The sequence below is a fragment of the Rhodohalobacter sp. SW132 genome, assembly GCF_003390325.1.
In the GTDB taxonomy this organism is placed as follows: Bacteria; Bacteroidota; Rhodothermia; order Balneolales; family Balneolaceae; genus SW132.
Map to the genome: position 1 here is coordinate 99,352 of NZ_QUOK01000001.1, position 26,415 is coordinate 125,766.

Below are 26,415 nucleotides of genomic sequence, written 5' to 3' on the forward strand. Positions count from 1 at the left end.
GGATTAGTCATCGGCGTTAAACAGATCGGTTTCACTACCGGTCGGGTTCACCCCGAGATAACGATAGGCTTTTGGGGCGGCAATTCTGCCTTTTGGTGTTCTCTGCATAAACCCTTCTTTGATCAGGAATGGCTCGTACACTTCTTCGATTGTCCCTTTATCTTCACCCACGGCAACGCCGAGCGTTCCCAGCCCAACCGGGCCGCCGCTGTAATTTTCGATGATCGCTTTCAGAATTCGTATATCCATATCATCCAGGCCGTTGTGATCAACATCCAGGGCGTTCAGTGCTTTGTCTGCGATGGCGTCGTCAATTGAATCAAGGCCGTCTACCTGGGCAAAATCGCGGGTACGCCGGAGCAGCTTATTCACAATTCTTGGTGTACCGCGGCTTCTGCGCGCGATTTCATGGGCTCCTTTTTCAGTGATCCCAAAATTAAGAATGTGAGCGGTCCTCAGGGCGATCCGCTGCAGTAGTTCCACATCGTAGTAATCAAGCCGCATGTCAATTCCGAAACGGGCTCTCAGTGGTGCTGTCAGCAGCCCTTTTCGGGTTGTTGCGCCTACCAGCGTAAACCGGTTCAGGTCGATCTGCACACTACGTGCATTCGGGCCGGAATCGATTACGATATCGAGCTTATAATCCTCCATAGCAGAGTACAGGTACTCTTCGATCACCGGGTTCAGCCTGTGAATTTCATCAATAAAAAGAACATCACCCTCTTCCAGGTTGGTAAGCATTCCTGCGAGATCCCCCGGTTTTTCCAGTACCGGCCCGGTTGTGGGCTTAATCTGGCCTCCCATTTCTTTCGAGATAATATAGGCAAGGGTAGTTTTGCCAAGGCCTGGCGGCCCGGAGAGGATTACGTGATCCAGCGCTTCACCCCGTTTTTTTGCTGCCTGGATAAATACACTCAAATTGTTGATCACTTTTTGCTGCCCGACAAACTCCTGCAGCGTGGACGGGCGCAGCGACTCTTCTGAAAGCTGATCTTTGTTTTCCGGGTCTAAAAGCGGATTTTGCACAATGGAGCAGTATTAAATTCGGTTTATAATTTGTTAATTGTAGCATCGTAACTTACAAAGAATTTCACGCCGAATCTCAGCGTGTTACCGGAATAACGAAACCGTTTTCATCCATTTTTGATGCAAGCGGAGAACCAATAGTAAATAAATCCAGACCTGTGGATAAGAGCAGCAGTAAAAAAAATATAAACCTGGACCGAACTGAAGTCATCGGGGCATATATTTCTGGCCCTGACTATTTTTTGAACTACGAACTCAGCTGGCTTCAGTTCAACTGGCGGGTGTTAGCCCAGGCGGAGGATCCCTCCATTCCGCTGCTCGAAAGAATAAAATTTATCGGCATTGTATGCTCCAATCTCGATGAGTTTTTCCAAAAACGGGTTGGAGGCTTAAAACGTCAGCTGCATGCGGGAGTTACCCGGCTTTCAGTTGACGGCCGGACGCCCGAAAAGCAGCTTCGTGAAGTTCGCAAAGAAGTTCTGAAGATGATCCACGCCTATCGAACCTGTTATTTCGAAACACTGCTCCCGCAGCTCGAAAAAGAGGGTGTTCAGATCGTGAGATACAGCAAGCTGAGTAAAGAATTAAAACGTAAAGCGGAAGAGTTTTTTGAGTCTCAGCTCTACCCCATTATCACCCCGCTCGCCGTGGATGAAGCACATCCTTTTCCCTTTATTTCTAATAAAAGCCGGTCTTTGGCTATTAAACTGCAGAATCCACAAACAGGTGATCATCATTTTGCAAGGATTAAAATTCCGTCCAATCGTCCGCGATGGATCACTCTAAAAAAAGGAAAAGGCATCCGGATTCTTGTCTCTATCAGCGATATCATCACAGAAAAAATCGATCGTTTCTTTTCGGGGATGAAGGTCGAATCGGTGCATCTTTTTCGCGTCACACGAAATGCGGATGTAGAACGGCAGGATGAAGAGGCAGATGATCTGCTGGAGATGATTGAGGATGAACTTCGGGAGCGGCGGTTTGCGGAAATTGTTCGCCTTGAAATTGACAGCCGAACACCTGCAGATGTGAAAGAATATCTAATGAAGAACCTGAAAATCAAAAAGAAAGACATTTTTGAGATGGATGGCCCAATCGGCCTGGCCGACTGCACCCAGCTCTACGATTTTGACGGGCTGGATCACCTGAAATACGAAAAGTGGGTTCCGGCACTGCATTCCGTTTTTCGCCATAATACTGATGAGGAGCTTCCCGACATTTTTGATACGATCCGAAAGGGTGATTTTATAGTTCATCATCCCTATCACAGTTTTGAGCTAACAACTCAGCGGTTTATCGAGGAAGCAGCAAAAGACCCCGGTGTGCTCGCGATCAAGCAAACCTTATACCGCACCTCAAGTGATTCGCCATTGATGCATTCGCTTATAAAGGCTGCGGATGATGGTAAACAGGTTGCGGTGCTCGTTGAGCTGAAAGCTCGGTTTGATGAACAGAGGAACATCACCTGGGCACAGAAACTTGAAAAAGCAGGCGTTCATGTATCCTATGGAATATCAGGGCTGAAAATTCATTCAAAAATGACAATGGTCGTCCGCGAAGAGCGTGGAGAACTGGTTCGATACGTGCATATCGGCACAGGGAATTATCATCCACATACTGCGCAGCTTTATGAAGACCTGGGTTATTTCACCTGTGATACTGAAATAGCAGGGGATGTCACCGATGTTTTTAATCTGCTCACCGGGTACGCGCCGGATCAAACCTATAAAAAACTGCTGGTGGCCCCGCGTCATATGCGCGGTTCAATTATTAAAATGATTGATGGAGAAATTGAAGCAGCTGAAAATGGAAATGGCGGAAAAATAATTGCGAAGATGAATAGTCTTGAAGATCCTCTGACAATCGAGAAATTGTACCAAGCGTCTCAGGCTGGAGTTGAAATAGACCTGATTGTCCGGGGAGTGTGCCGTCTGATCCCCGGGAAAAAGGGGCTGAGTGAAACGATACGCGTCCATTCCATTATCGGACGGTTCCTGGAACATTCAAGGTGTTTTTACTTCAAAAACGCTAAAAAGCATCGATACTGGATTGGGTCTGCAGATTGGATGCACCGAAATCTTGATGCACGGGTAGAGGTGTTAACCCCCATTCAGGACAAGGGGTTGAACTTGTACTTGAAATTTCTCTTGCAGCTCTATTTACGGGACAATCAACTCAGATGGATGATGCAGTCTGACGGATCTTACAAGCGGATTCAAATAAATAAAGATGAAAAAGCCATTTCCGTCCATGAACAATTAATGGATCACATTAAAAACAACAACAATCCAATACCAAAGTCGATGGACTAATTGTTCAATTCAGATTTTTCGTAATCTATTGATTTATACTAACCTGAACTCGATTCTTAAAATACAACCATAAAAGTCCACCTTAGAGAGGCTGTGAGAAAATTAATTTCAAAAGAAATTGCGCCAAAGTAAATAAAGATTTCTTGTACATTCTGCTCCCAGTCTTTCTGATCCACCCCCGCTCTATCGCGCCTAACGGGACTTGACAGGGAGGGGAGTTTCGAGATACATTCATGGCCTTAAAAAAGTTAAGTTGGCCTGAATTTGAGTCTTTAATTTCTCACAACCAATAGAAAAGGGCTCCTCTATTATCCCGCGCCAGCTGGTGTTTTTCCAGTCCCGACTATCAGGGCGAGATTGAGATGTTATCCATCAGAATAGGGGAAAAGTCTATGGACACCCCTCTAATTCTCCCTTTTTTAGGGCAATGTCACTAACGTTGATGACTTTTTTCAAAGGGAACCAAATGAGCTGATATACTCAACAACTTTTTATCAACTTTTGAATAGTCCGGCCTTTGATTACTGAAGGAGGTGTTTGGTTTGCGGGGAGTGTATGCGATGTTTGTAAAAACTACCGGCCAAATCTAAGATTATTGTCACTAAGTGATATGGACCTTTGTTTTTACATCGCAAAACGGACCGCAAATCCCGACTGAAGGAATCACCAGTCCGGCGGGTTTTGGGTACTTTTGACCGTTCAAAAGTACCAGGAAAAGAATTTTAAATTTGGATTATGTTAGTGTCATTACTTATTTGGGGAGACTTGATACAGAATAAATAAAATTGATTAATAATCGAACTAAGGGTACTACCGAAAAATGTCTATTAGGTCCGCTGTGCAGTTTGCATAAGTAACATCTGTTACACAATACAATCACAAACCAAGACGAGTACGATTCAGATTATTATTTCCTTTCGATCAAAATTGCTATTTTCAGATACAATCACGCAATTGGGATGTGAGAAAAAATACAGATGACGAGTTATACATGTGATGCGACTGTTCTTTTTTGTGATATTCGCAACTTCACCACGCTCCTCGAAAATCAAAAACCGATAGAGGCAGTACGCTTTGCAAATGAAGTACTGGCTGTGCTTGGTAATGAAATTGAGATAAATGGCGGAACGGTTGATCGGTTTACCGGTGATGGGTTTATGGCTCATTTCGGAATTAACGGAAAAGCAGACAACCATGCTGAATCGGCATGTAACGCTGCGATAGATTTAAGAAAACGGCTCACTGAAATCAATTCAGAACGATATCGAAATGATCAGCTTGTGGTTAATTCAGGGATAGGTTTGCACACCGGAGAAGTTGCCGTAGGGAACATAACCACTGGTAAAATCACGCAGCTTACCATTCTTGGTGATACCGTAAACACAGCGTCCCGTATTGAAGGGTTAACAAAATTTTTCTCAGTTGATGTTCTTGTATCTGAATCGACACAGATGAGAATCAGCGATTTATTTAAATTCCAAAAAATGCCTTTGAAAAAGCTGAAAGGGAAAGAGAAAATTGTACAAACATATTGGCTATTACCAACAAATTCTAAATAAATAACTTTGATAAAATGAATATCACCGTACAGGATGGCAGTCAGATCAGCGATGAAGCGATAAAAGAGCTTCAAAAACATGCCGACATGATTGAATGTCAATGCCCTAATAAATTAATGGAAATCCTGGAGATGGTAAGAGATTTTCAAGAATATACCAGAGAGTGCATCGAAAAATACCCTGATGATCGCGACACACATATCTGGCTGAAATCATCTGCCATCAATATCGATCAGCTGCTTTCGACTACTATTATTCAGCTTGCCCGGTTTGAAGGTTTTATAGATGAAAACAATAAAATCGTGAATCGTGGTGAAGGGTATTAGTGCCCGGTTAATGAGATGACCTCATCCGCTGACTTCACGTCTTCGGATGAGTGGACAGGACTCACGTTATTTTGTCAGCTTATACGTTGGATAATGAAAAGGTTTGACAATTCACCGGATCAAGCGAATTTATCCGGTGAAGATTCTCATCTTATATCTCCGTTTATATCTCCGTCGCTATATCAATGACAAAACACTATCCCGATTCAATCAACCGGTTTGCAGCTTACGTAAAATCTCAGCTGCATCGGTGCTGAACGGGCTGTTCCCGGCCGATATTTGTTCCAGAATTTCGATTGCCGAATCAATATCCCCGGCTTTCAAATAGGCGTTCGCCGTAAACCATTCTGAACGCTCGAGCAGATATGCCGGAGTTCCATCGAGGTTGAACAGAGTTTGGAAATTGTTACGCGAATGATTGTAATCACCCGCATTATAGGCAAGAATTCCCAGGTTATAATTCACTCTAACCTTTTGTTGTTCGGTAAGTTCTCTTTCTGAAAGATTATTCAGTATTTCGTAACCGTCGGTAACATTACCATCCAGAGCATATGCAATTGCCCGGTTGATGTCTAAGTCAGTTGCTTCAGTGGCTGCATCCTGTTCGCGATAGATATCAGCTCCCACCATTTCTGTGAGCTCAATTTCTGTGACAGCCAGAGAACTTGTTTCGGAAAATTGATAGTTAAAAAAGAACAAACCTGCTATCAGAAGAATTGCCGCTGCTGCGGTGTAATACCACGGTTTATAGCTCACCACCGGATTTTCAACTTTAGATTCGGCCTCGTCAAGCGAAAAACCTTTGTTTTGAAACAGATCGTACAGGTTTAGTTCTGTTTCATATTGTTTTAAGAGAGAGCTGTCTTTTAAAAACTCTACCCACAGCTGATCCTCTTCTTCGTCGGATAGTTCCCCTTTAATGTATCGGCTAATTAATATGCTGATCTCTTTTTCTGTCATGTTATTACTGAGATTCCTGAGGTATGTGATAATCCATCTGTATGTATGGTCCGATTTTCCATAATCCCTTACACTATTTTTTTTAAAAATCAGATTTTACTCTCTACACACTTTTTCAGTTTGTTTATGACCCTGTGTTTACGAATCCAGGCGTTGTTTACCGAGATTTCAAAATATTCAGCAACATCTTCTGTTGAGGCATTAGGAAATGAGAACCAGTAACTAATAAATTCACGATATCCTTCCCGAAGTTCCTGGAGGCAAATTTTCAGTATTTCCTGTTCCTCTTCATTCACCAGGGCCCATAACTGATTTGCATCACTGACAGGTTCACAGGTTATTATATCATGCTGTTCCGTTGATTTTTCCTGTTTCATTTTGAGATAGTTATGTTTACAGGTTTTCAGCATGTATGCGAGAAGGCCTTTTGGGTTCTCAATCTCATTCCCCCGTATTTTCAAGATAATGTATTCATACATTTTTTGGATAGCATCATCCGCATCATCCGGTGATGCTCCAAACTTTCTGATAAGATATTTCTTTATGATAGGGGTAGCCTCGGTGCATAATTTCGCTGTTGCTAAATTATCACCTTCTTTAATTGATGTTACCAAACCCGAATAATCCATATTTGTAGTCCGTTTGAGCTCAAGTTTTAATTATAAAACAGTCGTGCCTTCTTTCAAAAGAGAACGGTTGTTAATCTGAGCGTTTTACCGGATTGCTAATAAATGCATCTCTCAAGAGGATTAAAGCAATCCTTTGTTTCTAAAACTAACAAAGCTGTCCCCGGCAATAATGATATGATCATCAACGGGAACGCCCATTTTTTTCCCAACATCAGCTATGCGCCTTGTCAGGTTTACATCTGCAGCTGACTCTCTCATCATCCCGGAAGGATGATTATGTGCCAGAATGATGCTATTTGCCTGATTGAGGATCGCCTGTCTCATCACCTCGGCAGGTTCAACTATCGTTGAATTTCTTCCTCCGGAACTGATCCGTCTGTACCCGGTCAGAATTTTAGAATTGTTCAAAAAACCAACATAAAACTGTTCGTGAGACAGATCTCTGAGCATCGGCATAAAGTAGGCTGCGGCATCTCTGGGTGAAGTAATTTTAACCTGTTCCCCGAGAGCAGCAGTTTCAATACGGCGGGACAATTCAAAAATCGCCTCCAGAGTTATCGCTTTTACTTTCGCTATACCGGGGATGACACGCACAGACTGCCAGTTCTGACGCGCCAGGTTCCGCAAGCCATTAAAATGACTGATCAGTGCGTTGGACGTCTGAATTACGTTCATCTGCCGGCTGCCGGTTCGCAGCACAATCGCCAGCAACTCACTATCCGAGAGCGTATCGGCGCCATATTTTGCCAACTTCTCTCTCGGCTGCTCATCGGGATTCATCTCTTTCACACTGCGGTTCAGAAATTGATCCGTATCAAACTGTTCACAATCCATTCTTGACTCATCTCTTTTCCGTTCTTGACTGATTCTTACCTGTAAGAGCCAAAAAACGACGATCCCTTACACAAAAGTCTAAAATTTCTATAAAACACGTTCGACAATTTTGTGTAGATGAAATAAAAACAATTTTTTAGGGAAATATTAAATTTTATTCAGCTCCTCCCATCAGCGGTTCGTTGATGGCGCGGATGCTTGCATTCGGAAGACCCTCGGGATAGGTCCTCTTACTCAGTTCGATGGCATCGATTACCAGTTTAAGGTGCATCTCTTTTGAATTCTGATAAAACGTTTGTGCAGCCCCGCTCAGTTTTGGTTTCCCGTGAAGCGGCTTATCGCTCACACAAAGAAGTGTGGCAAACGGAATTCTGTATCGATAGCCGTTTGTGGCCACGGTTGCCGATTCCATATCAATCGCTACGCTTCGGCTTACGTGAATCTGCTCCACAGTTCTGCGCTTCATAAATTCCCAGTTTCTGTTGGCAGTTGTGTAAACTGTTCCCAGCCTGTAGTTTCTTTTATGCTGATCGAGTTGCTCTTTCAGATATACATTCAGCAGGTGGTTGGGTGTGATGGGAATGTTTAGCGGAAGCGTGTCATCCAGAACTCCGTCATCGCGCATAAAACCGGTGGCCAGAACAAAGTCGCCGATTTCCTGGTGGTTTCTCAATCCCCCGCAATGGCCAACCATTACCATTGCATCGGGCCTCAGAACGGCCACATGATCGGATATGGTTTTTGCATTCGACGGGCCTACGCCAATATTCACAAGCGAAAATCCTTTATTTCCCGACATTTTGTGGTGGTAAGCGGGCATCTGAACGGTTCGGTCGGGTTCAATACAGCCGGGGAAAAGTTTTTTAAAAACCTCCACATGCATATCGTAATTTGTAAAGAGAATATAGCGCTGAAAGTCGCTCGGATCCGTGCCGGTGTAGTGTTTCAGCCGGTCAAGTGAAATATCAATCCGCTCCGGGCTGAACAAAAACATTTTTTTCTGTGTGATATCCCATTCGTCCTCATCTGCATTATCAAAAATCGAGGGGTCATTTGGTTTCAGGCGGGGCCGGGAGGGGAAAATATTGATTTCGGCCCCTTTTTCGGCAAGTTTCTTTAGTTCCCGTTTCAAATACCATCGATATGCTCCCGGCATTGCAATCTCGCCGGTAATGATCGGGTTATGTTCAGACCATGATCTCTTGACGGTGAGCTTGGGATAATCTCCTTCCTCATAGATCTTTTCCATCATATCGCACGCTTTTTCAGTTAACTTGATGAGTTCTTCTTCGTTACTGAATGCATCTTTCGTAAATTCAATTCTTTTTTTCATGCTAAATGTTAAGTGCGATTATGTTCCGATTTTCAAAGCCCCGGTGGGAGATCCTCAAAGATAAGAAAGTATATGAAACTCCAATTTTTTCTCTCCATGAAAAAAAGGTGAAGCCAGAAGGAGATCAAAAACCGGCCGATTTTTACGTTCTTAACGCTCCGGAATGGATCAACGTGATTGCGCTGACACCCGATCGAAAGATTGTTCTGGTGGAGCAGTACCGCCACGGGGTCGACGAAACAACGCTCGAAATTCCGGGCGGCATGGTTGATCCCGGTGAATCGCCGGAAGAGGCGGCCCGGCGTGAACTCCTGGAGGAGACCGGCTACAGCTCCGGGAACTGGAGTTACCTGGGGAAAACAAGCTCCAATCCTGCGATCCTAACCAATTTCACTCATCTCTATCTTGCCGGCGAATGCGTGAAAACGGCCGAACAGCAGACCGATGGGCATGAAGATATAAAAATGCATGTCATCCCACTTGAAGAATTCCTGGAGCACGTTGATCAGGGCGTTGTGCATCACTCTATTGTGCTTGCAGCAGTTGCGAAATACCTGCTGAAATTCCCCGGAAATTCAGGGGGTGGTGAATTAGAAAAGTAACAGTTGTTCTAAAATCCCGAGAATCATTATACTGTAAAGCTCATATCAGATCAAATCAGAACGAATTGTTCTTCGATTTGGGTTAAGAACATTCATCTTCAACATACTACAAACATCACAACCATGGTAGAAACAGGTGATAAAATCGACACGAGCTTCACTCTTAAAGTGATTCAGGACGGGGAGGAGAAGGAGGTTCAGTTTAGTGAGCTTCTAACCCGCCCGACGATTGTTTCGGTCTATATGAGAAATAACACCAGTGGCTGCGATAAGCAAAACCGGAGCCTGTCGGAACATTCCGAGTGGTTTGATGATAAGGGATATAACCTGGTTGCACTGAGCAAAGATACCTGCGGCTCTCATAAGAATTACGCCGAAAAGCTCGACATCAACTACACATTAGCTTCAGATCCCGATTATAAATTCGCTTCCGCAACCGATTCCATCGTAGAAAAAAAGATGTACGGGAAAACATTCGATGCTCCAACAAGATCGGCCTATATTATCGACACGGACGGAACTGTTCTCGGAATCATCAATAAAATCAATACCAAAGCCCACGCCGAAGAGCTGAAAGAGCTTGTAGAATCCTTATAAAAGCGTATCATGAAAAAATTAGTCATTGTTGAGTCACCCACAAAAACGAAAACCATCAAGAAGTATCTGCCGAAAGAGTATACGGTAGACTCCTCCATGGGGCATATCCGCGATCTGCCCTCTTCAGCTAAAGAGATCCCAAAGAAGTATAAAAAAGAGTCGTGGTCGAATCTTGGGATAAATGTGGATGAGGATTTTGAACCGCTTTACGTTACGCCATCCAGTAAAAAGAAAATTGTCACCCGGCTGAAAAAAGCGCTCAAAGATTCGGATGAACTGATCCTTGCGACGGATGAGGACCGCGAAGGGGAGGCGATCAGCTGGCATCTTGTTGAACTGCTGAAGCCGAAGGTTCCGGTTAAACGGATGGTGTTTCGGGAGATCACTAAAGAGGCGATCCAGAACGCAATGGAAAACTTCCGTGATATCGACATGAACCTGGTTCACGCGCAGGAAACCCGCAGGATTCTCGATCGCCTGGCAGGATATACAATTTCTCCCCTGCTCTGGAAAAAAATCTCTCCCGGCCTTTCAGCCGGACGCGTTCAGTCAGTTGCCGTAGAGTTCCTGGTCGATCGTGAGCGCGAAAGAATGCGCTTCAAAAGCGGAACGTATTATGATCTTAAAGCTGAACTTTCAAAACAGAAACAGAAGGCGAAATTCAACGCGGATCTCTCCCACCTGAATGATAAGCGTCTGGCCAGCGGAAAAGATTTTGACGAAAGTACCGGGAAACTGAAAAAACCCGATAGTGTGGTGCTGCTGGATGAAGAGAAAGCATCCAAACTGCGCGATGAACTGCACGAGGCAACATGGAGCGTGAGCAAAGTGGATGTTAAGCAGCAGAAGCGAAATCCATCTGCAGCGTTCATTACTTCAACACTGCAGCAGGAAGCGAACCGAAAGCTCGGATTCTCCGCCCGCGACACCATGGGTATTGCCCAAAAACTGTATGAACGCGGTCTGATTACCTACATGAGAACCGACTCGGCAAACCTCTCCGGCCAGGCAATTAATGCCGCACGAACGGCTGTAGAGAAGGAGTACGGCGAAGAATATCTGTTTGCAAAAGTACGAAATTTCGGGAAATCGAAAGGAGCACAGGAAGCTCATGAGGCGATTCGTCCGGCGGGTTCAAGCTTCGTAAAACCGGAAGATGCCAAACTGAGCGGACGTGAGTTCAAACTTTACGACCTGATCTGGAAACGGACCATCGCCACGCAGATGGCGGAAGCCAAACTGGAGTTCACCAATGTTACCATCACAGCGGAACATGGTGATACCCGGGCTGATTTCAGGACCAGCGGGAAGAAAATTCTGTTTCCCGGATTTTTCAGAGCCTATGTGGAGGGCAGTGATGATCCCGAAGCGGCGCTCGAAAACCAGGAAATTTTCCTCCCCGAAATGAAAGAGGGTGAAGAGATTGATATGCATGGACTGGAATCGATCAGCCATGAAACAAAACCACCGGCCCGCTACACAGAAGCTACGCTGGTGAAAGAACTCGAAAAACGAGGCGTAGGCCGGCCAAGTACTTACGCATCCATCATCAGTACCATTCAGGATCGCGGGTACGCCAAGAGCGACGGAAAAACGTTGATTCCTACATTTACAGCATTTGCGGTTACCGGGCTTCTTGAAGAACATTTCCCGGAACTGGTAGACAGTGACTTTACGTCGGAACTGGAGAAGAAACTTGACCTTATTGCAAAAGGCGAGTACGATCCGCTGAAATATCTTACCGATTATTATCACGGAGATGAAGGCCTGAAAAATAAGGTAGACACCCGTGAGGATAAAATTGATGGTGCCAAAGCACGAATGCTCGATCTGCCGCTTGAAAACCTGAACGGCATGAATGTTTTTGTAGGACGGTATGGACCGTATGTGAAAAGCATGTCAGATGGTGAAGAGATTACAACTTCCCTTCCGAACGATATGGATCCCGCGGATATCTCACCCGAAAAACTGCTGGAACTTCTGAAAGCTGAAAAGGAAGGGCCGAAATCACTCGGGAAAGATCCGGAAACCGGCGAGGATATTTACGTGCTGAACGGTCGATATGGCCCCTATATGCAGCTCGGTGAAGTGAGCGATGACAATAAGAAACCGAAGCGCGTATCCCTGCTGAAAGGCATGAAACCGGAAGATGTAGACCTGGAACTGGGATTGAAGCTTTTGGAGCTTCCGCGTCCGCTCGGCGAACATCCCGAAACCGGAAAAGTGGTGAAAGCCGGTGTGGGCCGTTACGGACCGTATGTACTGCATGACGGAACGTTCAAATCACTAAAAAAGACCGATGATGTACTTGAAATTGAACTTGATCGAGCCGTAGAACTTTTGAAGGAAAAGAAAGGGAAAGGCCGGGGAAGTAATGCAATACAGGATCTTGGAAAACATCCCGAAACAGATCAGCCGATTAAAGTGATGGACGGCCGATACGGTCCATACCTGAAGTATGGCAAGAAAAATGTGTCTTTGCCGGATGATATGGAGCCGGAAAAAGTAACGATGGCCGACGCCGTTCGGGTAATTGATGAAAAAGGAAAAAAGTAACTAAATCGTAAGCGGTTTTCGAATCAATCCACGTTTTCTATTTTGCTGATGATGGAAAAAAAGACGGATCATATATTTCGCTACCCGCCAAACCTGCAGGAGCTCGACCTGGCCACCATGGTTACGCTCTACAGGGAACGGGGTGAAGTACATCGTGCCAAACCGGGCAGTTATCTTGCATGCGCGGCGAGCCGTAAGCTGATTCGGGAAGCTAAAGAGTGGTTCGGCCTTTATTACAGCCAGGAATCCTGGGATTCAATGCTAACGAAAGGTTCCAACGGGTATCCGCTGACGGAAGCTGAACTGAACGCTCTCGGGCTGATTTTTTCCAGTTCCGATGATCCCCCGCACAGGGAGTATGTTGAGAAACATATCGGCACGATTCCAAAACTTGCCTACCTGATTTTGAATGATTTGAAACAGTTCGGTTTTCTGGCCGAAGATGAAAGCGGCTTTCTTTCGGCAACGCCACAAGGTGAACGCGCACTGCAGAGCCTGGCCAAACGAATCTATGGAAAGCCTTTTTCAACCCGGATGCTCGTTCTACATCAAACTGAAAAGCAGGAGAGTGGTACGCGTGGAAAGGTGAAGCAGAATGACGATCAGACCAGCCTGTTTTAAGAACTGATTAATCCGCTGATTTTCGCAGATAGGCTTCAATTCATTCAGGAGTTATCAGCGATACTCCGCGAAAAACAGTGCCGGGAAAGATTTTGACCATCTGAATAATGTTATAGATTGTGTGAGCTAAATTATAGCATCCGGTTATTTTGAATCAACCCCCGTCTTTTTTCCTGAAATTTCCACCCTGATACGGCACCAAGCAGAACTAATTTGTCAAAACATCTCCATACAAAAACGAAAAATGTGAAAGGAGCCGTTGCAGCCGGCCATCCTGAAACTGCGAAAGTTGCTGAACAGATTTTAAAGCAGGGGGGAAATGCTTTCGATGCGGTGATAGCGGCTCAGATGGCGGCTTTTGTTGCTGAGCCGGTGCTTACCTCACCCGGTGGCGGTGGGTTTCTGATCGCTGAGAAAAACAGCGGAAAACAGATTGTATACGACTTTTTTGTCCACACTCCCCGTGAAAAACGACCGGCATCAGAACTGGATTTTTACCCGATATTTGCCGATTTCGGCGAAGTACACCAGGAGTATCATGTTGGGCCGGGTTCTGTAGCCACGCCCGGGATGGTTAAAGGACTTTTTGCCATTCACCGCGATCTTTGTACGCTTCCGTTCAACGTACTGGCCGAGCCCGCCATCCAGCTCGCCCGCAGCGGTGTCCGCATGAATTCATTTCAGTCCGGGGTATTTGACATCATCAAACCGATTTACCTCGAATCGCCCGAAGCGAACAAAATATTCGGAAGCAGCAGCCACCCCGGTAAACTTGTACGGGAAAATGAACTGTTGAAACTGCCCGGGATGGCTGATTTTCTTGAAATGCTGGTCCGTGATGGAGAACACGCTTTCTATGAGGGTGATCTGGCCAGCGAGATTTCCCGGATATGCTGTGAAAGCGGAGGACATCTAAGCCGGCAAGATCTGCAGAATTACCAGGTTATCAAGCGTACTCCGCTGACATTCAGCTACCGAGCAGACCAAATATCCATCAATCCGCCGCCTTCATCAGGTGGGATTTTGATCGGGTTTGCGCTTCGCCTTCTTGAAACGATCCGCCGGAGGCCCGGGGCGTTTGGATCTGCTGAAACCCTGGGTTTGCTTGCAAATATTCAGAAAATGACGGATAAAGCCCGGATTGAGTCGCTGGCCCATGCCGATCAAACTGAAACGTATGAGGGGATTTTGGATGATGATTTTCTCAAACGCTTTGGCAATGAAATATCAGGAAGAAGTGAAGCGAATCGTGGCACAACTCACATCAGTGTGGCTGATTCCGATGGTAATGTGGCAGGATTAACTTCCAGCAATGGCGAGGGCAGCAGTGTGATGATTCCCGGAACCGGCGTGATGCTGAACAACATGCTCGGTGAGGAGGATCTGAACCCGTCTGGTTTTCATTCGTGGACGCCCGGCCAAAGGGTATCTTCGATGATGGCACCCGGAATACTCAAAAAAAGGAACGGTGAAAAGATTGTATTTGGCTCCGGGGGATCAAACAGGATCCGGACAGCAATTCTGCAGCTATTGCTGAATCTTACCGATCACAATATGCCCCTGAGAGAGGCGACCGACGCTCCGAGAATTCATCTCGAAAAAAATATTCTGAACCTGGAAGCGGGATTTGATTCCGATGCTATTTCGAAACTGATCACCGATTATCCGGATCATAAAATCTGGAAAAAAAAGAGCCTCTATTTTGGCGGCACTCATTCAGTTTGTTCCGGACCAGATGGATACTCAGGTGCAGGTGATTCCCGACGCGGCGGCGTTTCCATTCTGTGTAATATTTAACCCGATTTAAACTCAGTCCTTTAAAAAAATAGGATACCCGTTATCAGCAGGCATCCTATTGGGTTTGGTGTATTAAGGGAATAATTGGTTTTCGTTTTGAGGGAAAATGCTAGTATTAATGATGAAGATGTAAGGTATCACATAAACCTAGTGGCGTACGAGTGAGCCGATGGTCATATCTAACCCGGCATCGAGTCCCATCACTCCGGCTCCCACAAGCGGAAACATGAAAAACCAGACAAGTGCTACAACTTGTGCCGTGATAAAGATAAACGGACGAATCCAGGCCGGACCCCACAGCGACGGTGCAATACCTGCATAAAGTATAGCAAGGAGTGCTCCGTTACTGAAGTGGCCAAACACGCCGTATGCCAGGCCAAGTCCTGTTTGTTCACCGAGCATGGAGGGTATATCCCACCAGCCCATTCCCATTACAAGTCCGAACAGGTCGAACAGAATGGTTCCCAATAATCCTGCGAAAATCGCTCTTCTCCAGTTTATTTTATGCATTCCGGTACTCCCTTAGCTTACGGTTTCTTTAAGCTCAGGAGCTTCTGGAAAATCAATCGGAATTTCAGTTACGTTATGCAGTAAATTGGTGGTTGTTTTGTCGCCAATAGTCACAATCACGTCCACCAGGTTCTCTTTGCTGTATCCCGCGTCAAAGAAATTTTGCAGTACATCATCAGAAATTCTTCCGCGATTCTCTGCAACAGATTTTGCGAACCCGGCAAGAGCATCAAACTTTTCGTTGAATGAAGCTTCTCCTTTTCTGAGTTCAATCGTCTGATCTTCTGAGAAGCCATTCATTTTTCCGATTGCCGTATGTGCTGCCTGGCAGTAGGTGCATCCGTTTACCTGACTCACAGCAAGGTTTACGACTTCTTTCTCTTTGTTATTGAGGGATGTTTTACCATTAGCAAATGTCAGGTACCTGGCCAGTGCATTATCTGAATGGGCATAGGTTGCATAAATATTCGGAACAAAGTCGAGTTTAGACTTCAAATCGTCGAAGATCTGCTGATTTTGTTCAGTGACTTCATCCCGGGTCGGTACATCAAAAGGTCTCATAGTATTTGTGATTTGTTTTCAGTTTTGATTTAATCTGTACCTAACTTCGGGATGTTTCTGCTGCATAAAAATGGCAGTTATACACTGTGGATTGTCAATTTTGCCCGGAAAGCACCCGGTTCTTCTGATTCTTAAATTCAGTTGTGGTAAAACCGGTATGATTTTTAAACAGTTTGCTGAATTGTGCAGGGTCGGAGTATCCCAGTTCATAACCGATCTCCTTGGCTGTTTTATCGGTGTAGTAGAGCAGGCGCTTGGCTTCCATAATCACTCTTTTGTGAATAACCTGAAGGGGTGAGTCTTCTGAATATTTCCCAAAAATATTGGTGATTGTTTTAGGTGATTTGTGCATCAGATCAGCATACTCACTAACCGATTTTATGGTTTTGAAATGTTCCTCTACCAGCACGTTGAACGTTCTTATCAGGTCGATATCCGACTGTTTATCATTGCTTTTCAGGATTTGATCTTTCGCCATACGGGTGCAGCGGATGATTAGCCTTTTCAGCAGAATCCGAAGCATTTCCTCCTGGTTTGAATCCGCTATCGCAAACTCTTCTTCCAGCACAGAAAACAACGTTCGAAGTCGGTTGGCCTCGTTCCGGTCGAGCTTCAAAACCGGTGTACTGTTAGATCCAAAAAAAAGAAGTCCGTTGCACGATACTTCACTATCGTAGGTATGCACGCAGTAAAATTCCCTGTTGAAAAAGAGACTTTTCAGTCCGCCGCGGGAATTGTCAATTTGGACTTTATGAAGATATGTGGTGCAGAGCAGGTGATCCGGCCGGAGTTCAATCTTCTGTTCATCAATCAACAGGTGAACAGAGTGATCGCCATCATTCCAGAGAAACATCATGTAACGCCCCTGATTCACATATTGATCGGGAAAACCGTGTGCCATTGTGAAACGGGCATCAATTTCAGCATTTTTGAATTCCTGCATGTTCATATCAATCCATCATTTCGGTTTCGGGATAGAACACCAGCCAGGCGAAAGCGAAGTAATCGCCGTAAACTTTTGTTTCGAGCTGTTCACCTTCCCGCGGACCTGATACGGCTCTACCCGAAACGGACCAGCTGCTGCCTGTTTGGATATCCTTAATTTCACCACCGGTGAATTCAAACTCCAGTTGTTCTCCATTCAAAACCGGTGAGAATACTCCTGTTGCCCCGTCATCACGCGATTGGTGGATTTGACGGTCATCGAGTGCTGAAGCCATACCGTAAACGTGGAAAATCACGATTGGCTCATCTCCAACCGAATCATGCAGAACTCGTTTATTCCGCGTAACACTATAGGCATAACCCTTTACCTGTTTGTCGGTTCGCACTCCGATTACTTTTTCCATCGGGCTGATTTTATCAGGAACCTCTTCATGCAGTAAAAATGGAGAGTTATTGATGTCATCATATCCCGCGTATGGATTTTCACCGTAATTTCTTTGATGGCCGGTATCACGCGACAGCACTTCAGCATTGGGATGAGCTTCCCTGAACTGATCAAAAGAGATGAGCTGGCTGGGGACAATCGTTAAAAAGTCGCCGGTATAATCGCCCACAAGAGCTTCACCGGAAAACTGCTGCCAGAGACTTTCGGTTTTTCGATCGAACATGATCATATCAGAATGGCGCAGTAATCCGGAGACACCGAATTCAAGTACTTCGCCATCATGGCGGCGGTCGAATACGATTGCTGAATAGCATAGCGGACAAAATGTAACTGCAACCGGTACGCCGCCAAGTTCATCATTTGCAATTTCGTGCCACATTAATATCTGTATCGGATATGCGCGGGCTTCCCCATTGATTTCGAGCGATATCACCGGTTCAACGCCATTTATCCAGGATTCAGCTTCTTCCTGGGATACAAACATCGGATCATCAATGGAGGGAATGCCGTCTTTGCCCGGGCCTCCGTCGATCAGTTCACCGAGATCAATTGAACGCTGGCTGAAATCGGTATCAAATCCCCTTATCTGTTGTGAATTAACAACTTCAGCCGCAAAAAACGCAATAAATAAACAGAGAAGCGGAAGGATTCTAAGAGTTTGTTTCATTGCATTCGGTTTATCATGAAAGTAAATGAGATACTCCAAAATATTCTTAACAAAAGGTTCACATGATGTCACAATTTGATAACATCGTAACCCTGTGATTTGATTTGGTGCTTTTTTGTGTTTGATTGGTTGTATGGGAAAGGCACAATCAAAGATGCTGACCTCCTCAGAGTTTTTATCTGATCAGCCCTCAATTAAACCAAGTAAGCTATGGAACACTCACTAAATTCGATTCAGCAGAAATGGATTGATGAAAATCCTTACGACTTTTCTGGCGTGAGCGCACTTTTTTTGAATTGTACACTGAAGAAATCCCCCGAAAAATCACATACTGAAGAACTAATGCAGCTGTCGCAGCAGATCATGGAGGCTGTGGGTGTAAAGACGGAAATACTTCGTCCGGTTGATAATGACATTGCAGCGGGAGTGCAGCCAGACATGACCGAACACGGCTGGGAGAAAGATGAATGGCCGGGTATTCAGAAAAAAGTGATGGATGCCAACATTCTGATTATCGGAACGCCGATCTGGCTTGGTGAAAAATCGTCGGTAGCCACACAGGTGATCGAACGACTGTACAGTTTCTCAGGAGAGATGAATGATGACGGCCAGTATTCCTATTATGGCAGGGCAGGCGGCTGCGTGATTACGGGAAATGAAGATGGGATAAAACACTGTTCGATGAGTATACTGTACGGACTTCAGCATATCGGCTACACCATTCCTCCCCAGGCTGATGCCGGATGGGTAGGTGAGGCAGGCCCGGGAAAATCCTATGCTGATGAGGGCTCCGGTGGCCCTGAAAACGAATTTACGAATCGCAATACAACGTTCATGACCTGGAACCTCCTGCACATTGCGAAAATGCTGAAAGATAACGGCGGCGTTCCGGCACATGGCAACCAGCGCTCACTTTGGGAGTGATATTGAAACAGGAGATATCTGACAAACCCTGCTTTTTCAAAAAATTAAGATTTTTTAGAAAAGTGATTGAACTTCACCCACCCCCTTTTTTTTGAGAGGCTGTGAGAAAATTGCAGTCCAAAGAAAATGCACTTAAATAAAGTAATACTTTTGCCATTTTCACAGCTCCCAGACTTTCTGACCCACCCCCGCCCCCTCCCTATCGCGCCCTAACGGGACTTGATAGGGAGGGGAGCCTCAATACAAGCTTTGACACCTTAAAAAAATAAATAATGCCAACGAATGGGAGTGAAAATTCTCAAAGCCTCTCGAAGGGGGACCCTCTTAAACACATTTCTATGTTGAACTAACATTAAAATAGTGTACACTGAAATAATCCCTGGAATCGGTCCAGGTTTTTTGGCAGCTGAATGAACCCGAAGCTAATTCTCTGAATTCGGAAATGGTGTATTTATTTGAGTTTTCGGTGTGAATGGTTTCGCCTTCGGAGAATGTGAACTCATCATCTCCTATGGTTACCGCCTGATGTTTTCTGCTCACAAGATGCATCTCGACCCTGCCTTTTTCCGAGTTATAAAATGCGTGATGTTTAAATGCATCGGGTTCAAAATTGCTGCTCAGCTCACGATTTATACGTGTCAGTAAATTTTTATTGAATGCGGCAGTTATCCCTTGCGAATCGTTGTAGGCTGCGTCGAGAACGGCCCGGTTTTTTTTCAGATCCACGCCGATCAGCAGGCCATCACCGGTCTCGAGTCCATTTGCAAGGTTGATCAGAAAATTCTTCGCGTTCTCTTTGGTGAAATTTCCGATCGTTGATCCGGGAAAATAGACAACTCTTTTTGAGGCCTCATCGGAAAAGGGAATTTTGAATAGTTCGGTATAATCAGCAGCAACAGGTTTGATATTGAGATGCGGATAATCAATCCGAAGAATGTCTGCAGTTTGATTCAGAAACTCTGCCGAAATATCAACAGGAACGTACATTGCGGGTTCGGTCAGATGATCCAGAAGTATTCGTGTTTTTCTGCTGCTGCCGCTTCCAAGTTCAACCAGTTGTGCATGGCTCCCGATAGCTTCAGATATTTCATCCGCATAGTTATCCATAATCTCAATTTCACAATCGGTAGGATAATATTCAGGAACATCACAGATCTGCTCGAAAAGCCTGGATCCCTCCTGGTCGTAAAAATATTTACTTGGCAGTTCTTTCTGTTGTTTAGAAAGTCCTGTAATCACATCCTGATAAAGGGAGTTTTCCGCACTTACCGCATTTTTAATGGCCATTGCATAATATTTGGATGTTTGTAGATGAATAATTATTTCGCAAGTCTGATTCCGGTGAACTGCCATCTGAACTTTGCATGGAAAAAGTTGCGGTATGTTTTTCTGAAATGTGACCTGGATGTTGCGCAGGAACCTCCCCTGAGCACGTACTGGTTGCACATAAACTTTCCGTTGTATTCGCCGAGTGCTCCGGGAAAGGTTTCATATCCCGGGTAGGCAGCATAGGCACTTTGAGTCCACTGCCATACCTCACCGAACATCTGATTCAGACCACGATCATCTGAGTCGCTGCTGATCTGCGTGGGGTGGAAATGTCGGGCATCCACAAAGTTTCCGTTCAGCGGTAATTCTTCTGCGGCCAGTTCCCATTCAAATTCGGTAGGGAGCCTGCATCCGGCCCTGCGCGCATAGGCATCGGCCTCAAAATAACTTACATGGGTTACCGGTTCATTTGGATTGATCTTCTCCATTCCGTTCAGCGTGTAGTGGTACCATCCATCATCTGTTTTTTTCCAGTAGAGCGGTGAGCGCCAGCCATTCTCAACAACATGAGAATACCCCTCGTCCAGCCAGTATTTCGGATCGTCATAACCGCCATCATTTATAAATTCAATAAACTCACCATTTGTGATAAGCCGGTTTGCAATTTTGAAATCATGGATATAGTTCTTGTGGCGCGGAAATTCATTGTCGTACCCGAAACTGCCGCCCGGGTGTCCTGTTTCATAAACGCCCTCAGAAAATGAACTCCACGTTAATTCCGGCACCTGACCTGTACCCGGCCTCTCTGTTTTCAGATATACAGGATGCAGCGGGTTTTGTCCGAACATGTACTTCAGATCAGTGATGATCAGTTCCTGATGCTGCTGTTCGTGGTTTAATCCAATTTCGAGCACCGGCTGCCATTTTTCAAAATCCGGCTCACTGCTATTTTCGATGAATAATTCTACGTGTTCATTTACATAGTCCCGGTACTGAAAAACTTCATCCACTGTGGGCCTTGAGAGATTGCCGCGTTTATTCCGGCAGTGGGGTTCACTTGTCTGCAGGTAGTAGGAGTTAAAGAGGTAGCTGTACTGAGGGTGTTTTGTTTGATAATTTTCGAGCGCTTTCTCAAGAAAAAAGGCTTCAAAAAACCAGCTCGTATGGGCAAGGTGCCATTTTGCAGGACTGGCATGCTCCGTTACCTGTATCACCAGGTCCTCCGTTTTCAGTGGTTCTACAAGCTCCAATGTGAAAGCGCGGACTTTTTTAAACTGCTGTAAAAGGCCTTCTCTTGTTGTCAGATCTGTTTCAACTCCGTTTTCCGGTAATTTTGTTTTTACTCTCATATCGATCCTATTTTGAAGTTTTCAGGAAATCAGGAACACATACTTCTCAATTATCTATTATAATAACTCAATATAACTTAGTTCCATTCTGCTACTATAAAATATAATTGATGATGCGTGTCAGCTTGAGTGCCGGAACAGCTGATTATCTGATATAGCATTAAACCATTTCCATAGTTTAAAATAGTTTAGAGTTCTGAACTTACCCCCCCCCTCTAAAAAATGGAATGGTTTGCCAGAGTGAATGAACTGTATCTTCAGGACTTACATGTAATCATTCCTACAACATCTCATTTAATTACTCATTAATACATCAAAAATGACTGATAATAGATCACATATGCGCCCGCACCTATCAGCATCCAGCCGGTTACTTTCTCCATGTGTGGCAGAATTTTTCTCAGATATTTCATCATAACGTCCCTGGCCAGCACCGACAGCAGAATAGCTCCAATCATCATCATGCTCATTCCTCCGAAATAAGCGACAAAATAACCGGCACCGGTCCACGCAGAGGGAGCCGCCATCGCCTGAGTGGCAACGACCAGGAAAAGCGGGAAAAGACATCCCAGGGCCCCGATTGCGTAAGCAATGCCAAACACAAAGGCTTCAACGACTTCCGATTTGGGCGATGCATGATTCACATTCAGCGTGAAAGAGAAACTTTTCCCGGTAGTCATCAGAATTCCAATGATAATGAGGATAACACCCATGCCGATCGTGATCCAGATCATATAGTCTTTGAGCAGCTGTGCGGCTGATATGATCAAAACAGTTGCAATAGCGTAGATTGCAAAGATACCTGCAATACTGAGTAGCGCAAGTTTAAGACCCCTCAAAAGTCTTGTAGATATACCAGGGTTACTGCCGCTTCTTGAAATAAAGGCGACAATATAACCCGGCAGCAGAGCCACGGCACAGGGCGCCAGAAATGCTAAAACGCCCTGAAAAAAAGAAAATGAGTAAAACTCCATAAAATGGGTGGCTCAGGTTAATCGAGAAGCTCTGCAAATAATTCACGGAACTCGTCTGCACTGAGTGCCTCACCTTCTTTTTTAAATGTGATGTATCCGTCGCGATCCACACCCACGGTTGTAGCTTGTCCTGAAACTCCGAAATCGAGCATGATTTGAGGGTGCCCGGCTGTACTTGGAAAGCGAAAGTTCTTCTCTTCAGAAAGGTCTCGAATCACATCTTCAGTATCGGTAGGATCAATGCTGATGGCTACCATCGTAAGACGATCTTCGTACTCGGGATACACCTCAGACATCACAGGCCAGTTACGGGCGCATGTAGGGCACCATGATGCCGTAAAATAGACAACCATCGGCTTGCCTTCATCAAGAGACTCGCTGAGGCTGATTGTTTGACCATCCACGGTGGTTACTTCGAAATCCGGGGCGCGGTCTCTGTCATTAGCTGCCTGACTTTGATCAGTTTCACCCTGCTGATTACATGATGCAAATAGAAAGGCGGATAAAATCATGAGGAGAACTGGTGTAGAAGTTTTCAAATTCATACTGTTGTTGATTCATTTAATTAACTATTAATTTATTTCTCCAAACTACAGTATGGCCACCGACAAAGTGTCCCGAATCTATAACAGAAGGTTGATTTTTCGTAAACAGGATCTGCTGAAAAGGTTAAAACGAGAGGTCAAGGGAAAGAAAGGTAAGATTCACTGTGGGGTGAAATTTTAAAAATGGTTTTCGCAGACTGCACCCCCCCCCTAATCTGCAGGAAAATTATAGGTTTTGAAGAGATGGTACCGCCACTTTATTGATTTTAATCATAAGTGGCTTAATTCCCCGACTCTCTGAGTCGGAAATAAATAGGAGTCCCCCTTTGAAGGTAATGACACTAACTTTGATGACTACCTTGAGAACGAAATCTAATAAACTCTTGCATAATAGATATTGTGTCGATTTTGTAATACTTCCGGCCTTTGATTACTTAAGGAGGTGATTGATTTGCGGGGAGTGCATGCGATGTTTGTAAAAACTACCGGCCAAATATATGATTACTGTCACTAAGTGATATGGACCTTTGTTTTTACATCGCAAAACGGACCGTAAATCCCGACTGAAGGAATCACCAGCCCGGCGGGTTTTGGATACTGCCGCCTGCCCCGAGTGCTTTTGTTTCGGGGACCGTTCAAAAGTATCAGGGGATTAATCCATATTTGGCTAATATTAGTGACATTACCTATGAGGGGGCATTCAGAGTTCGGAATTATCCATTTTTAGTTGTGAAGCACAGCAGGCCGTCCCCCATTATCCCCCCTGAGGTAGTTCATTTCACATTTCAGGCAGGAATACCGTTACCCGGCAGCGCAACCCTGAAGGTGGTTCCACGATTTTCGATACTGCTAACCATCACTTCAGCACCGTGCAGGTGAAGTATTTTCTGCGCAATGGCGAGACCCAGTCCGGCTCCCTGTTTTTCAGACCGGCTTTTATCAGCCTGGTAAAACCTGTCGAAGACGTGAGGGAGATCTTCTTCAGAAATACCGCAGCCGGTATCCGAAATCTCAATCACAAAATCCTGGCCACTCTCTACAGTTGCGATGGTTACTTTTCCGCCCTCAGGCGTGTGCTGAATAGCGTTGTCGATGAGATTGGTTAAAGCCCGGCTCATGAGTCCAATGTCGGCTTCGATCAGGTTGTTGGGATTCGTTGGGAATTGAGCCTCAAGTGTAACTTCCCTCTTTTCCGCAATTGGCCGAAATTGTTGTACCAGATCCTGTATCAGTTCAGCCATGGAAATTTTTTCGAGATTAGGTGTTACCTCTTCGGCATCCAATTTACTGAGTTCGAAAAGGCCGTCAATCAAACTGTTCAATTTTTTTGTATTGCTGAGAACAGTTCCGAAATAATTGTGCAGTTCATCTCTGGTAATGGTATCACCTTTCATCTGAATAGTCTCCAGGTATCCTTGAATAGAGGCGATCGGACTTCTGAGATCGTGCGAGACATTTGCAACCAGTTCTCTGCGGAGCCTGTCGGTTTTTTGGATCTCCTTCATGTTCTCGACAAGGGTATCCGCCATTCGATTAAAACAAATGGAGAGTTCGGAAAGCTCGTCGTTGCCTTCAACTTCAATTCGTTCGTTCAGTTGGCCGCGTTCAAATCCCTTTACGGTCTTTTTAATTTTTTCCAGCCGTGAAGTGAGGTTTGAAAAGACGAATAAACCTGTAACCAGGCTGATTATAAACACAACGCCAAGAAGGATTAGCGTGCCGCGCATAATGTAACTCTCTGTGATCATGGCAGTAGCCTGCGTAAACTGATCACCCTCAAGTACCACGTAAATGTAGCAGCCCTCCGATCCCATAATACTGATATTGGCTGCACTGAATGGTTTTTCCCTGTCAGGGTTAAGCGGATCACTGGCCAGAATGGGTAGAGGATCACCGTTTATAAATCGGTCGAGAGGTTCTGTGTCTAATGCAATTTGGTCGAGGGCAATTTTCTCTTTGGAAGCCGGAATTACACTTTTCACGTACCCGGTACTGCTGAGAAGGTAGAAGTCAAACTGGGGATTTTTACCGCTCAGTTCAGTAAGTTTTTCCTCAATTTCATCCTGGTTGAACGATTTGGCAAGCATTGGCTGAAACTCTTTCGCAAGAACTGCGGTAATATCCTGGTTGGTTTTTTGAATGGCTTCCTTCGCAATGTCTGATGAAGCTCTCATTGTAATGGTTACCACCAGTAAGCCAAACAGAATCAGGATGGCTGAAAAGATAACCGCGATTTTCAGATAGAAACTACGCATGCTGTTTGCTCTCCTCTTTATCCGCGAAGCGATACCCTACGCCCCATACTGTGCGTATGTAGTGGGGTTCTGAGGGATCGGCCTCAATTTTTGTTCGAAGACGATTGATGTGGGAATTTACCGTGTGGCTGTATCCTTCGTAACTGTACCCCCATACTGAAGTCAGCAGCTCATCCCTGCTGAACGCCTTACCGGGGTTCTTAAAAAACAGAGTTAAAAGCTCATACTCTTTGCTGGTGAGGTCTATCAGCTTTTTGTTGAGTGTCACCTTTCTTTTCCCGGTATCAATACACAACCTGTCAAACTCCAGGATTTCTGATTTCGATTGCCGTTCATTTTTATTGGCACTCATTCTTCTGAAAATGGCCTTGACGCGGGCCAGGAATTCGCGAATACTAAACGGTTTGGTCATGTAGTCATCTGCCCCGAGTTCAAGGCCCAATACCTTGTCAATTTCCTCAGCTTTGGCCGTAAGCATCAGGATTGGGGTAATTTTATCTTCGCGGCGAATCTCTCTGCACACATCGAAGCCGTCCAGCTTAGGGAGCATGATATCAAGAATAATGAGATCTGGCTTGCGATTACGATAAAGATCCAGGGCAGCGATGCCATTTTCAGCTTTGTGAACAATGTAGCCATCATCCGTTAAGTTGATGGTCAAAAGGTTCTGCAAATCGGCATTGTCTTCTACTACGAGGACGGAATGTGGCGAATTGGCCATGAGGATTGGGTGTGATGTTCAATATCAGTTTAAAATCTTCAGTCTGGATGCGGAATTCATCACACATTCATAACATTCCGGTTTTAACTGAATGTCCA

24 protein-coding genes are annotated in these 26,415 nt (G+C 45.1%); 9 read left to right on the forward strand and 15 right to left on the reverse strand.

All coding sequences use genetic code 11. The annotated features are described in order from the left end of the window. Window positions 1–3: 3 nt before the first annotated feature. Window positions 4–1,026, reverse strand: coding sequence for a Holliday junction branch migration DNA helicase RuvB (gene ruvB, locus DYD21_RS00410; RefSeq protein WP_116030754.1), 1,023 nt, complete (start codon window positions 1,024–1,026; stop codon window positions 4–6). Window positions 1,027–1,184: 158 nt separating this feature from the next. Between ruvB and ppk1 the strand changes: the two genes are divergently transcribed. The 3 genes from ppk1 to DYD21_RS00425 all read left to right on the forward strand — a co-directional run bounded on the left by ppk1 (window position 1,185) and on the right by DYD21_RS00425 (window position 5,223). Next, a complete protein-coding gene (gene ppk1 / locus DYD21_RS00415; protein ID WP_233505456.1) occupies window positions 1,185–3,338 on the forward strand; it encodes a polyphosphate kinase 1 in 2,154 nt (717 codons plus the stop codon). A 977-nt stretch (window positions 3,339–4,315) separates the two neighbouring features. Further along, window positions 4,316–4,897, forward strand: coding sequence for an adenylate/guanylate cyclase domain-containing protein (locus DYD21_RS00420; protein WP_116030758.1), 582 nt, complete (start codon window positions 4,316–4,318; stop codon window positions 4,895–4,897). Window positions 4,898–4,911: 14 nt separating this feature from the next. After that, window positions 4,912–5,223 carry a hypothetical protein gene (locus tag DYD21_RS00425; RefSeq protein ID WP_116030760.1) on the forward strand — a complete coding sequence of 104 codons (312 nt, stop codon included), beginning with the start codon at window positions 4,912–4,914 and terminating at the stop codon, window positions 5,221–5,223. Window positions 5,224–5,433: 210 nt separating this feature from the next. Here the strand turns inward: DYD21_RS00425 and DYD21_RS00430 are convergent, their stop codons facing one another. The 4 genes from DYD21_RS00430 to DYD21_RS00445 form a co-directional block, all read right to left on the reverse strand. Continuing rightward, window positions 5,434–6,183, reverse strand: coding sequence for a tol-pal system YbgF family protein (locus DYD21_RS00430; protein ID WP_116030762.1), 750 nt, complete (start codon window positions 6,181–6,183; stop codon window positions 5,434–5,436). An 89-nt stretch (window positions 6,184–6,272) separates the two neighbouring features. Beyond that, window positions 6,273–6,812, reverse strand: a complete 540-nt coding sequence (locus tag DYD21_RS00435) for an RNA polymerase sigma factor (RefSeq protein ID WP_116030764.1) — start codon at window positions 6,810–6,812, stop codon at window positions 6,273–6,275. A 120-nt stretch (window positions 6,813–6,932) separates the two neighbouring features. Then, window positions 6,933–7,646, reverse strand: coding sequence for a DNA repair protein RadC (radC, locus tag DYD21_RS00440; RefSeq protein ID WP_116030766.1), 714 nt, complete (start codon window positions 7,644–7,646; stop codon window positions 6,933–6,935). Window positions 7,647–7,800: 154 nt separating this feature from the next. Then, the gene (locus DYD21_RS00445; RefSeq protein ID WP_116030768.1) at window positions 7,801–8,979 is read right to left on the reverse strand and encodes an AMP nucleosidase; all 1,179 of its coding nucleotides are present in this window, start codon (window positions 8,977–8,979) and stop codon (window positions 7,801–7,803) included. 20 nt (window positions 8,980–8,999) lie between these two features. Here DYD21_RS00445 and DYD21_RS00450 point away from each other — a divergent pair, with 20 nt between their 5' ends. The 5 genes from DYD21_RS00450 to ggt all read left to right on the forward strand — a co-directional run bounded on the left by DYD21_RS00450 (window position 9,000) and on the right by ggt (window position 15,152). Next, window positions 9,000–9,581, forward strand: coding sequence for an NUDIX hydrolase (locus DYD21_RS00450; RefSeq protein ID WP_116030770.1), 582 nt, complete (start codon window positions 9,000–9,002; stop codon window positions 9,579–9,581). A gap of 123 nt (window positions 9,582–9,704) precedes the next feature. Further along, window positions 9,705–10,178 (forward strand): peroxiredoxin, encoded by a 474-nt coding sequence (locus DYD21_RS00455; protein ID WP_116030772.1) that lies wholly within the window; start codon window positions 9,705–9,707, stop codon window positions 10,176–10,178. A gap of 9 nt (window positions 10,179–10,187) precedes the next feature. Then, window positions 10,188–12,734: a type I DNA topoisomerase gene (gene topA / locus DYD21_RS00460; protein ID WP_116030774.1), complete on the forward strand. Its 2,547-nt coding sequence runs from the start codon at window positions 10,188–10,190 to the stop codon at window positions 12,732–12,734. 48 nt (window positions 12,735–12,782) lie between these two features. Then, on the forward strand, window positions 12,783–13,355 hold the full coding sequence (locus DYD21_RS00465; RefSeq protein ID WP_233505457.1) for a hypothetical protein: 573 nt from the start codon (window positions 12,783–12,785) through the stop codon (window positions 13,353–13,355). Window positions 13,356–13,568: 213 nt separating this feature from the next. After that, entirely contained in the window at window positions 13,569–15,152 is a 1,584-nt protein-coding gene (ggt, locus tag DYD21_RS00470; protein ID WP_199535430.1) for a gamma-glutamyltransferase, read from the forward strand. A 147-nt stretch (window positions 15,153–15,299) separates the two neighbouring features. Here ggt and DYD21_RS00475 read toward each other — a convergent pair whose 3' ends face one another. From DYD21_RS00475 to DYD21_RS00490, 4 genes are all read right to left on the reverse strand, one after another. Continuing rightward, window positions 15,300–15,662 carry a hypothetical protein gene (locus DYD21_RS00475; protein ID WP_116030776.1) on the reverse strand — a complete coding sequence of 121 codons (363 nt, stop codon included), beginning with the start codon at window positions 15,660–15,662 and terminating at the stop codon, window positions 15,300–15,302. A 12-nt stretch (window positions 15,663–15,674) separates the two neighbouring features. Then, window positions 15,675–16,223 carry a carboxymuconolactone decarboxylase family protein gene (locus tag DYD21_RS00480; RefSeq protein ID WP_116030778.1) on the reverse strand — a complete coding sequence of 183 codons (549 nt, stop codon included), beginning with the start codon at window positions 16,221–16,223 and terminating at the stop codon, window positions 15,675–15,677. Between the two features lie 94 nt (window positions 16,224–16,317). Further along, window positions 16,318–17,166, reverse strand: a complete 849-nt coding sequence (locus DYD21_RS00485; RefSeq protein ID WP_158551356.1) for an AraC family transcriptional regulator — start codon at window positions 17,164–17,166, stop codon at window positions 16,318–16,320. 7 nt (window positions 17,167–17,173) lie between these two features. Continuing rightward, the gene (locus DYD21_RS00490) at window positions 17,174–18,280 is read right to left on the reverse strand and encodes a DUF3179 domain-containing protein (protein WP_147303450.1); all 1,107 of its coding nucleotides are present in this window, start codon (window positions 18,278–18,280) and stop codon (window positions 17,174–17,176) included. A gap of 210 nt (window positions 18,281–18,490) precedes the next feature. On the opposite strand from DYD21_RS00490, the gene DYD21_RS00495 reads away from it, so the two are divergent. After that, the gene (locus DYD21_RS00495; protein WP_116030785.1) at window positions 18,491–19,204 is read left to right on the forward strand and encodes a flavodoxin family protein; all 714 of its coding nucleotides are present in this window, start codon (window positions 18,491–18,493) and stop codon (window positions 19,202–19,204) included. Between the two features lie 336 nt (window positions 19,205–19,540). Here the strand turns inward: DYD21_RS00495 and egtD are convergent, their stop codons facing one another. From egtD to DYD21_RS00525, 6 genes are all read right to left on the reverse strand, one after another. Beyond that, a complete protein-coding gene (gene egtD, locus DYD21_RS00500) occupies window positions 19,541–20,491 on the reverse strand; it encodes an L-histidine N(alpha)-methyltransferase (RefSeq protein WP_116030787.1) in 951 nt (316 codons plus the stop codon). A gap of 32 nt (window positions 20,492–20,523) precedes the next feature. Next, entirely contained in the window at window positions 20,524–21,822 is a 1,299-nt protein-coding gene (gene egtB / locus DYD21_RS00505; RefSeq protein WP_116030789.1) for an ergothioneine biosynthesis protein EgtB, read from the reverse strand. Between the two features lie 305 nt (window positions 21,823–22,127). Next, window positions 22,128–22,796: a cytochrome c biogenesis CcdA family protein gene (locus tag DYD21_RS00510; protein WP_116030792.1), complete on the reverse strand. Its 669-nt coding sequence runs from the start codon at window positions 22,794–22,796 to the stop codon at window positions 22,128–22,130. Window positions 22,797–22,813: 17 nt separating this feature from the next. Then, on the reverse strand, window positions 22,814–23,341 hold the full coding sequence (locus tag DYD21_RS00515) for a peroxiredoxin (protein WP_116030794.1): 528 nt from the start codon (window positions 23,339–23,341) through the stop codon (window positions 22,814–22,816). A gap of 785 nt (window positions 23,342–24,126) precedes the next feature. Next, the gene (locus DYD21_RS00520) at window positions 24,127–25,596 is read right to left on the reverse strand and encodes a HAMP domain-containing sensor histidine kinase (protein ID WP_116030796.1); all 1,470 of its coding nucleotides are present in this window, start codon (window positions 25,594–25,596) and stop codon (window positions 24,127–24,129) included. Next, window positions 25,589–26,317, reverse strand: a complete 729-nt coding sequence (locus DYD21_RS00525) for a response regulator transcription factor (protein ID WP_116030798.1) — start codon at window positions 26,315–26,317, stop codon at window positions 25,589–25,591. The genes DYD21_RS00520 and DYD21_RS00525 overlap by 8 nt, the downstream gene beginning before the upstream one ends. Window positions 26,318–26,415 lie beyond the last annotated feature (98 nt).

Coding starts and splice junctions, on each gene's coding strand:
- DYD21_RS00495 (WP_116030785.1), top strand. CDS start 18,491: ATGGAACACTCACTAAATTCGATTCAGCAGAAATGGATTGATGAAAAT.
- DYD21_RS00515 (WP_116030794.1), bottom strand. CDS start 23,341: ATGAATTTGAAAACTTCTACACCAGTTCTCCTCATGATTTTATCCGCC.
- DYD21_RS00455 (WP_116030772.1), top strand. CDS start 9,705: ATGGTAGAAACAGGTGATAAAATCGACACGAGCTTCACTCTTAAAGTG.
- egtD (WP_116030787.1), bottom strand. CDS start 20,491: ATGGCCATTAAAAATGCGGTAAGTGCGGAAAACTCCCTTTATCAGGAT.
- DYD21_RS00450 (WP_116030770.1), top strand. CDS start 9,000: ATGTTCCGATTTTCAAAGCCCCGGTGGGAGATCCTCAAAGATAAGAAA.
- DYD21_RS00420 (WP_116030758.1), top strand. CDS start 4,316: ATGACGAGTTATACATGTGATGCGACTGTTCTTTTTTGTGATATTCGC.
- egtB (WP_116030789.1), bottom strand. CDS start 21,822: ATGAGAGTAAAAACAAAATTACCGGAAAACGGAGTTGAAACAGATCTG.
- DYD21_RS00480 (WP_116030778.1), bottom strand. CDS start 16,223: ATGAGACCTTTTGATGTACCGACCCGGGATGAAGTCACTGAACAAAAT.
- DYD21_RS00465 (WP_233505457.1), top strand. CDS start 12,783: ATGATGGAAAAAAAGACGGATCATATATTTCGCTACCCGCCAAACCTG.
- topA (WP_116030774.1), top strand. CDS start 10,188: ATGAAAAAATTAGTCATTGTTGAGTCACCCACAAAAACGAAAACCATC.
- radC (WP_116030766.1), bottom strand. CDS start 7,646: ATGGATTGTGAACAGTTTGATACGGATCAATTTCTGAACCGCAGTGTG.
- DYD21_RS00525 (WP_116030798.1), bottom strand. CDS start 26,317: ATGGCCAATTCGCCACATTCCGTCCTCGTAGTAGAAGACAATGCCGAT.
- DYD21_RS00445 (WP_116030768.1), bottom strand. CDS start 8,979: ATGAAAAAAAGAATTGAATTTACGAAAGATGCATTCAGTAACGAAGAA.
- DYD21_RS00425 (WP_116030760.1), top strand. CDS start 4,912: ATGAATATCACCGTACAGGATGGCAGTCAGATCAGCGATGAAGCGATA.
- DYD21_RS00490 (WP_147303450.1), bottom strand. CDS start 18,280: ATGAAACAAACTCTTAGAATCCTTCCGCTTCTCTGTTTATTTATTGCG.
- DYD21_RS00485 (WP_158551356.1), bottom strand. CDS start 17,166: ATGCAGGAATTCAAAAATGCTGAAATTGATGCCCGTTTCACAATGGCA.
- DYD21_RS00510 (WP_116030792.1), bottom strand. CDS start 22,796: ATGGAGTTTTACTCATTTTCTTTTTTTCAGGGCGTTTTAGCATTTCTG.
- DYD21_RS00435 (WP_116030764.1), bottom strand. CDS start 6,812: ATGGATTATTCGGGTTTGGTAACATCAATTAAAGAAGGTGATAATTTA.
- DYD21_RS00430 (WP_116030762.1), bottom strand. CDS start 6,183: ATGACAGAAAAAGAGATCAGCATATTAATTAGCCGATACATTAAAGGG.
- DYD21_RS00520 (WP_116030796.1), bottom strand. CDS start 25,596: ATGCGTAGTTTCTATCTGAAAATCGCGGTTATCTTTTCAGCCATCCTG.
- DYD21_RS00475 (WP_116030776.1), bottom strand. CDS start 15,662: ATGCATAAAATAAACTGGAGAAGAGCGATTTTCGCAGGATTATTGGGA.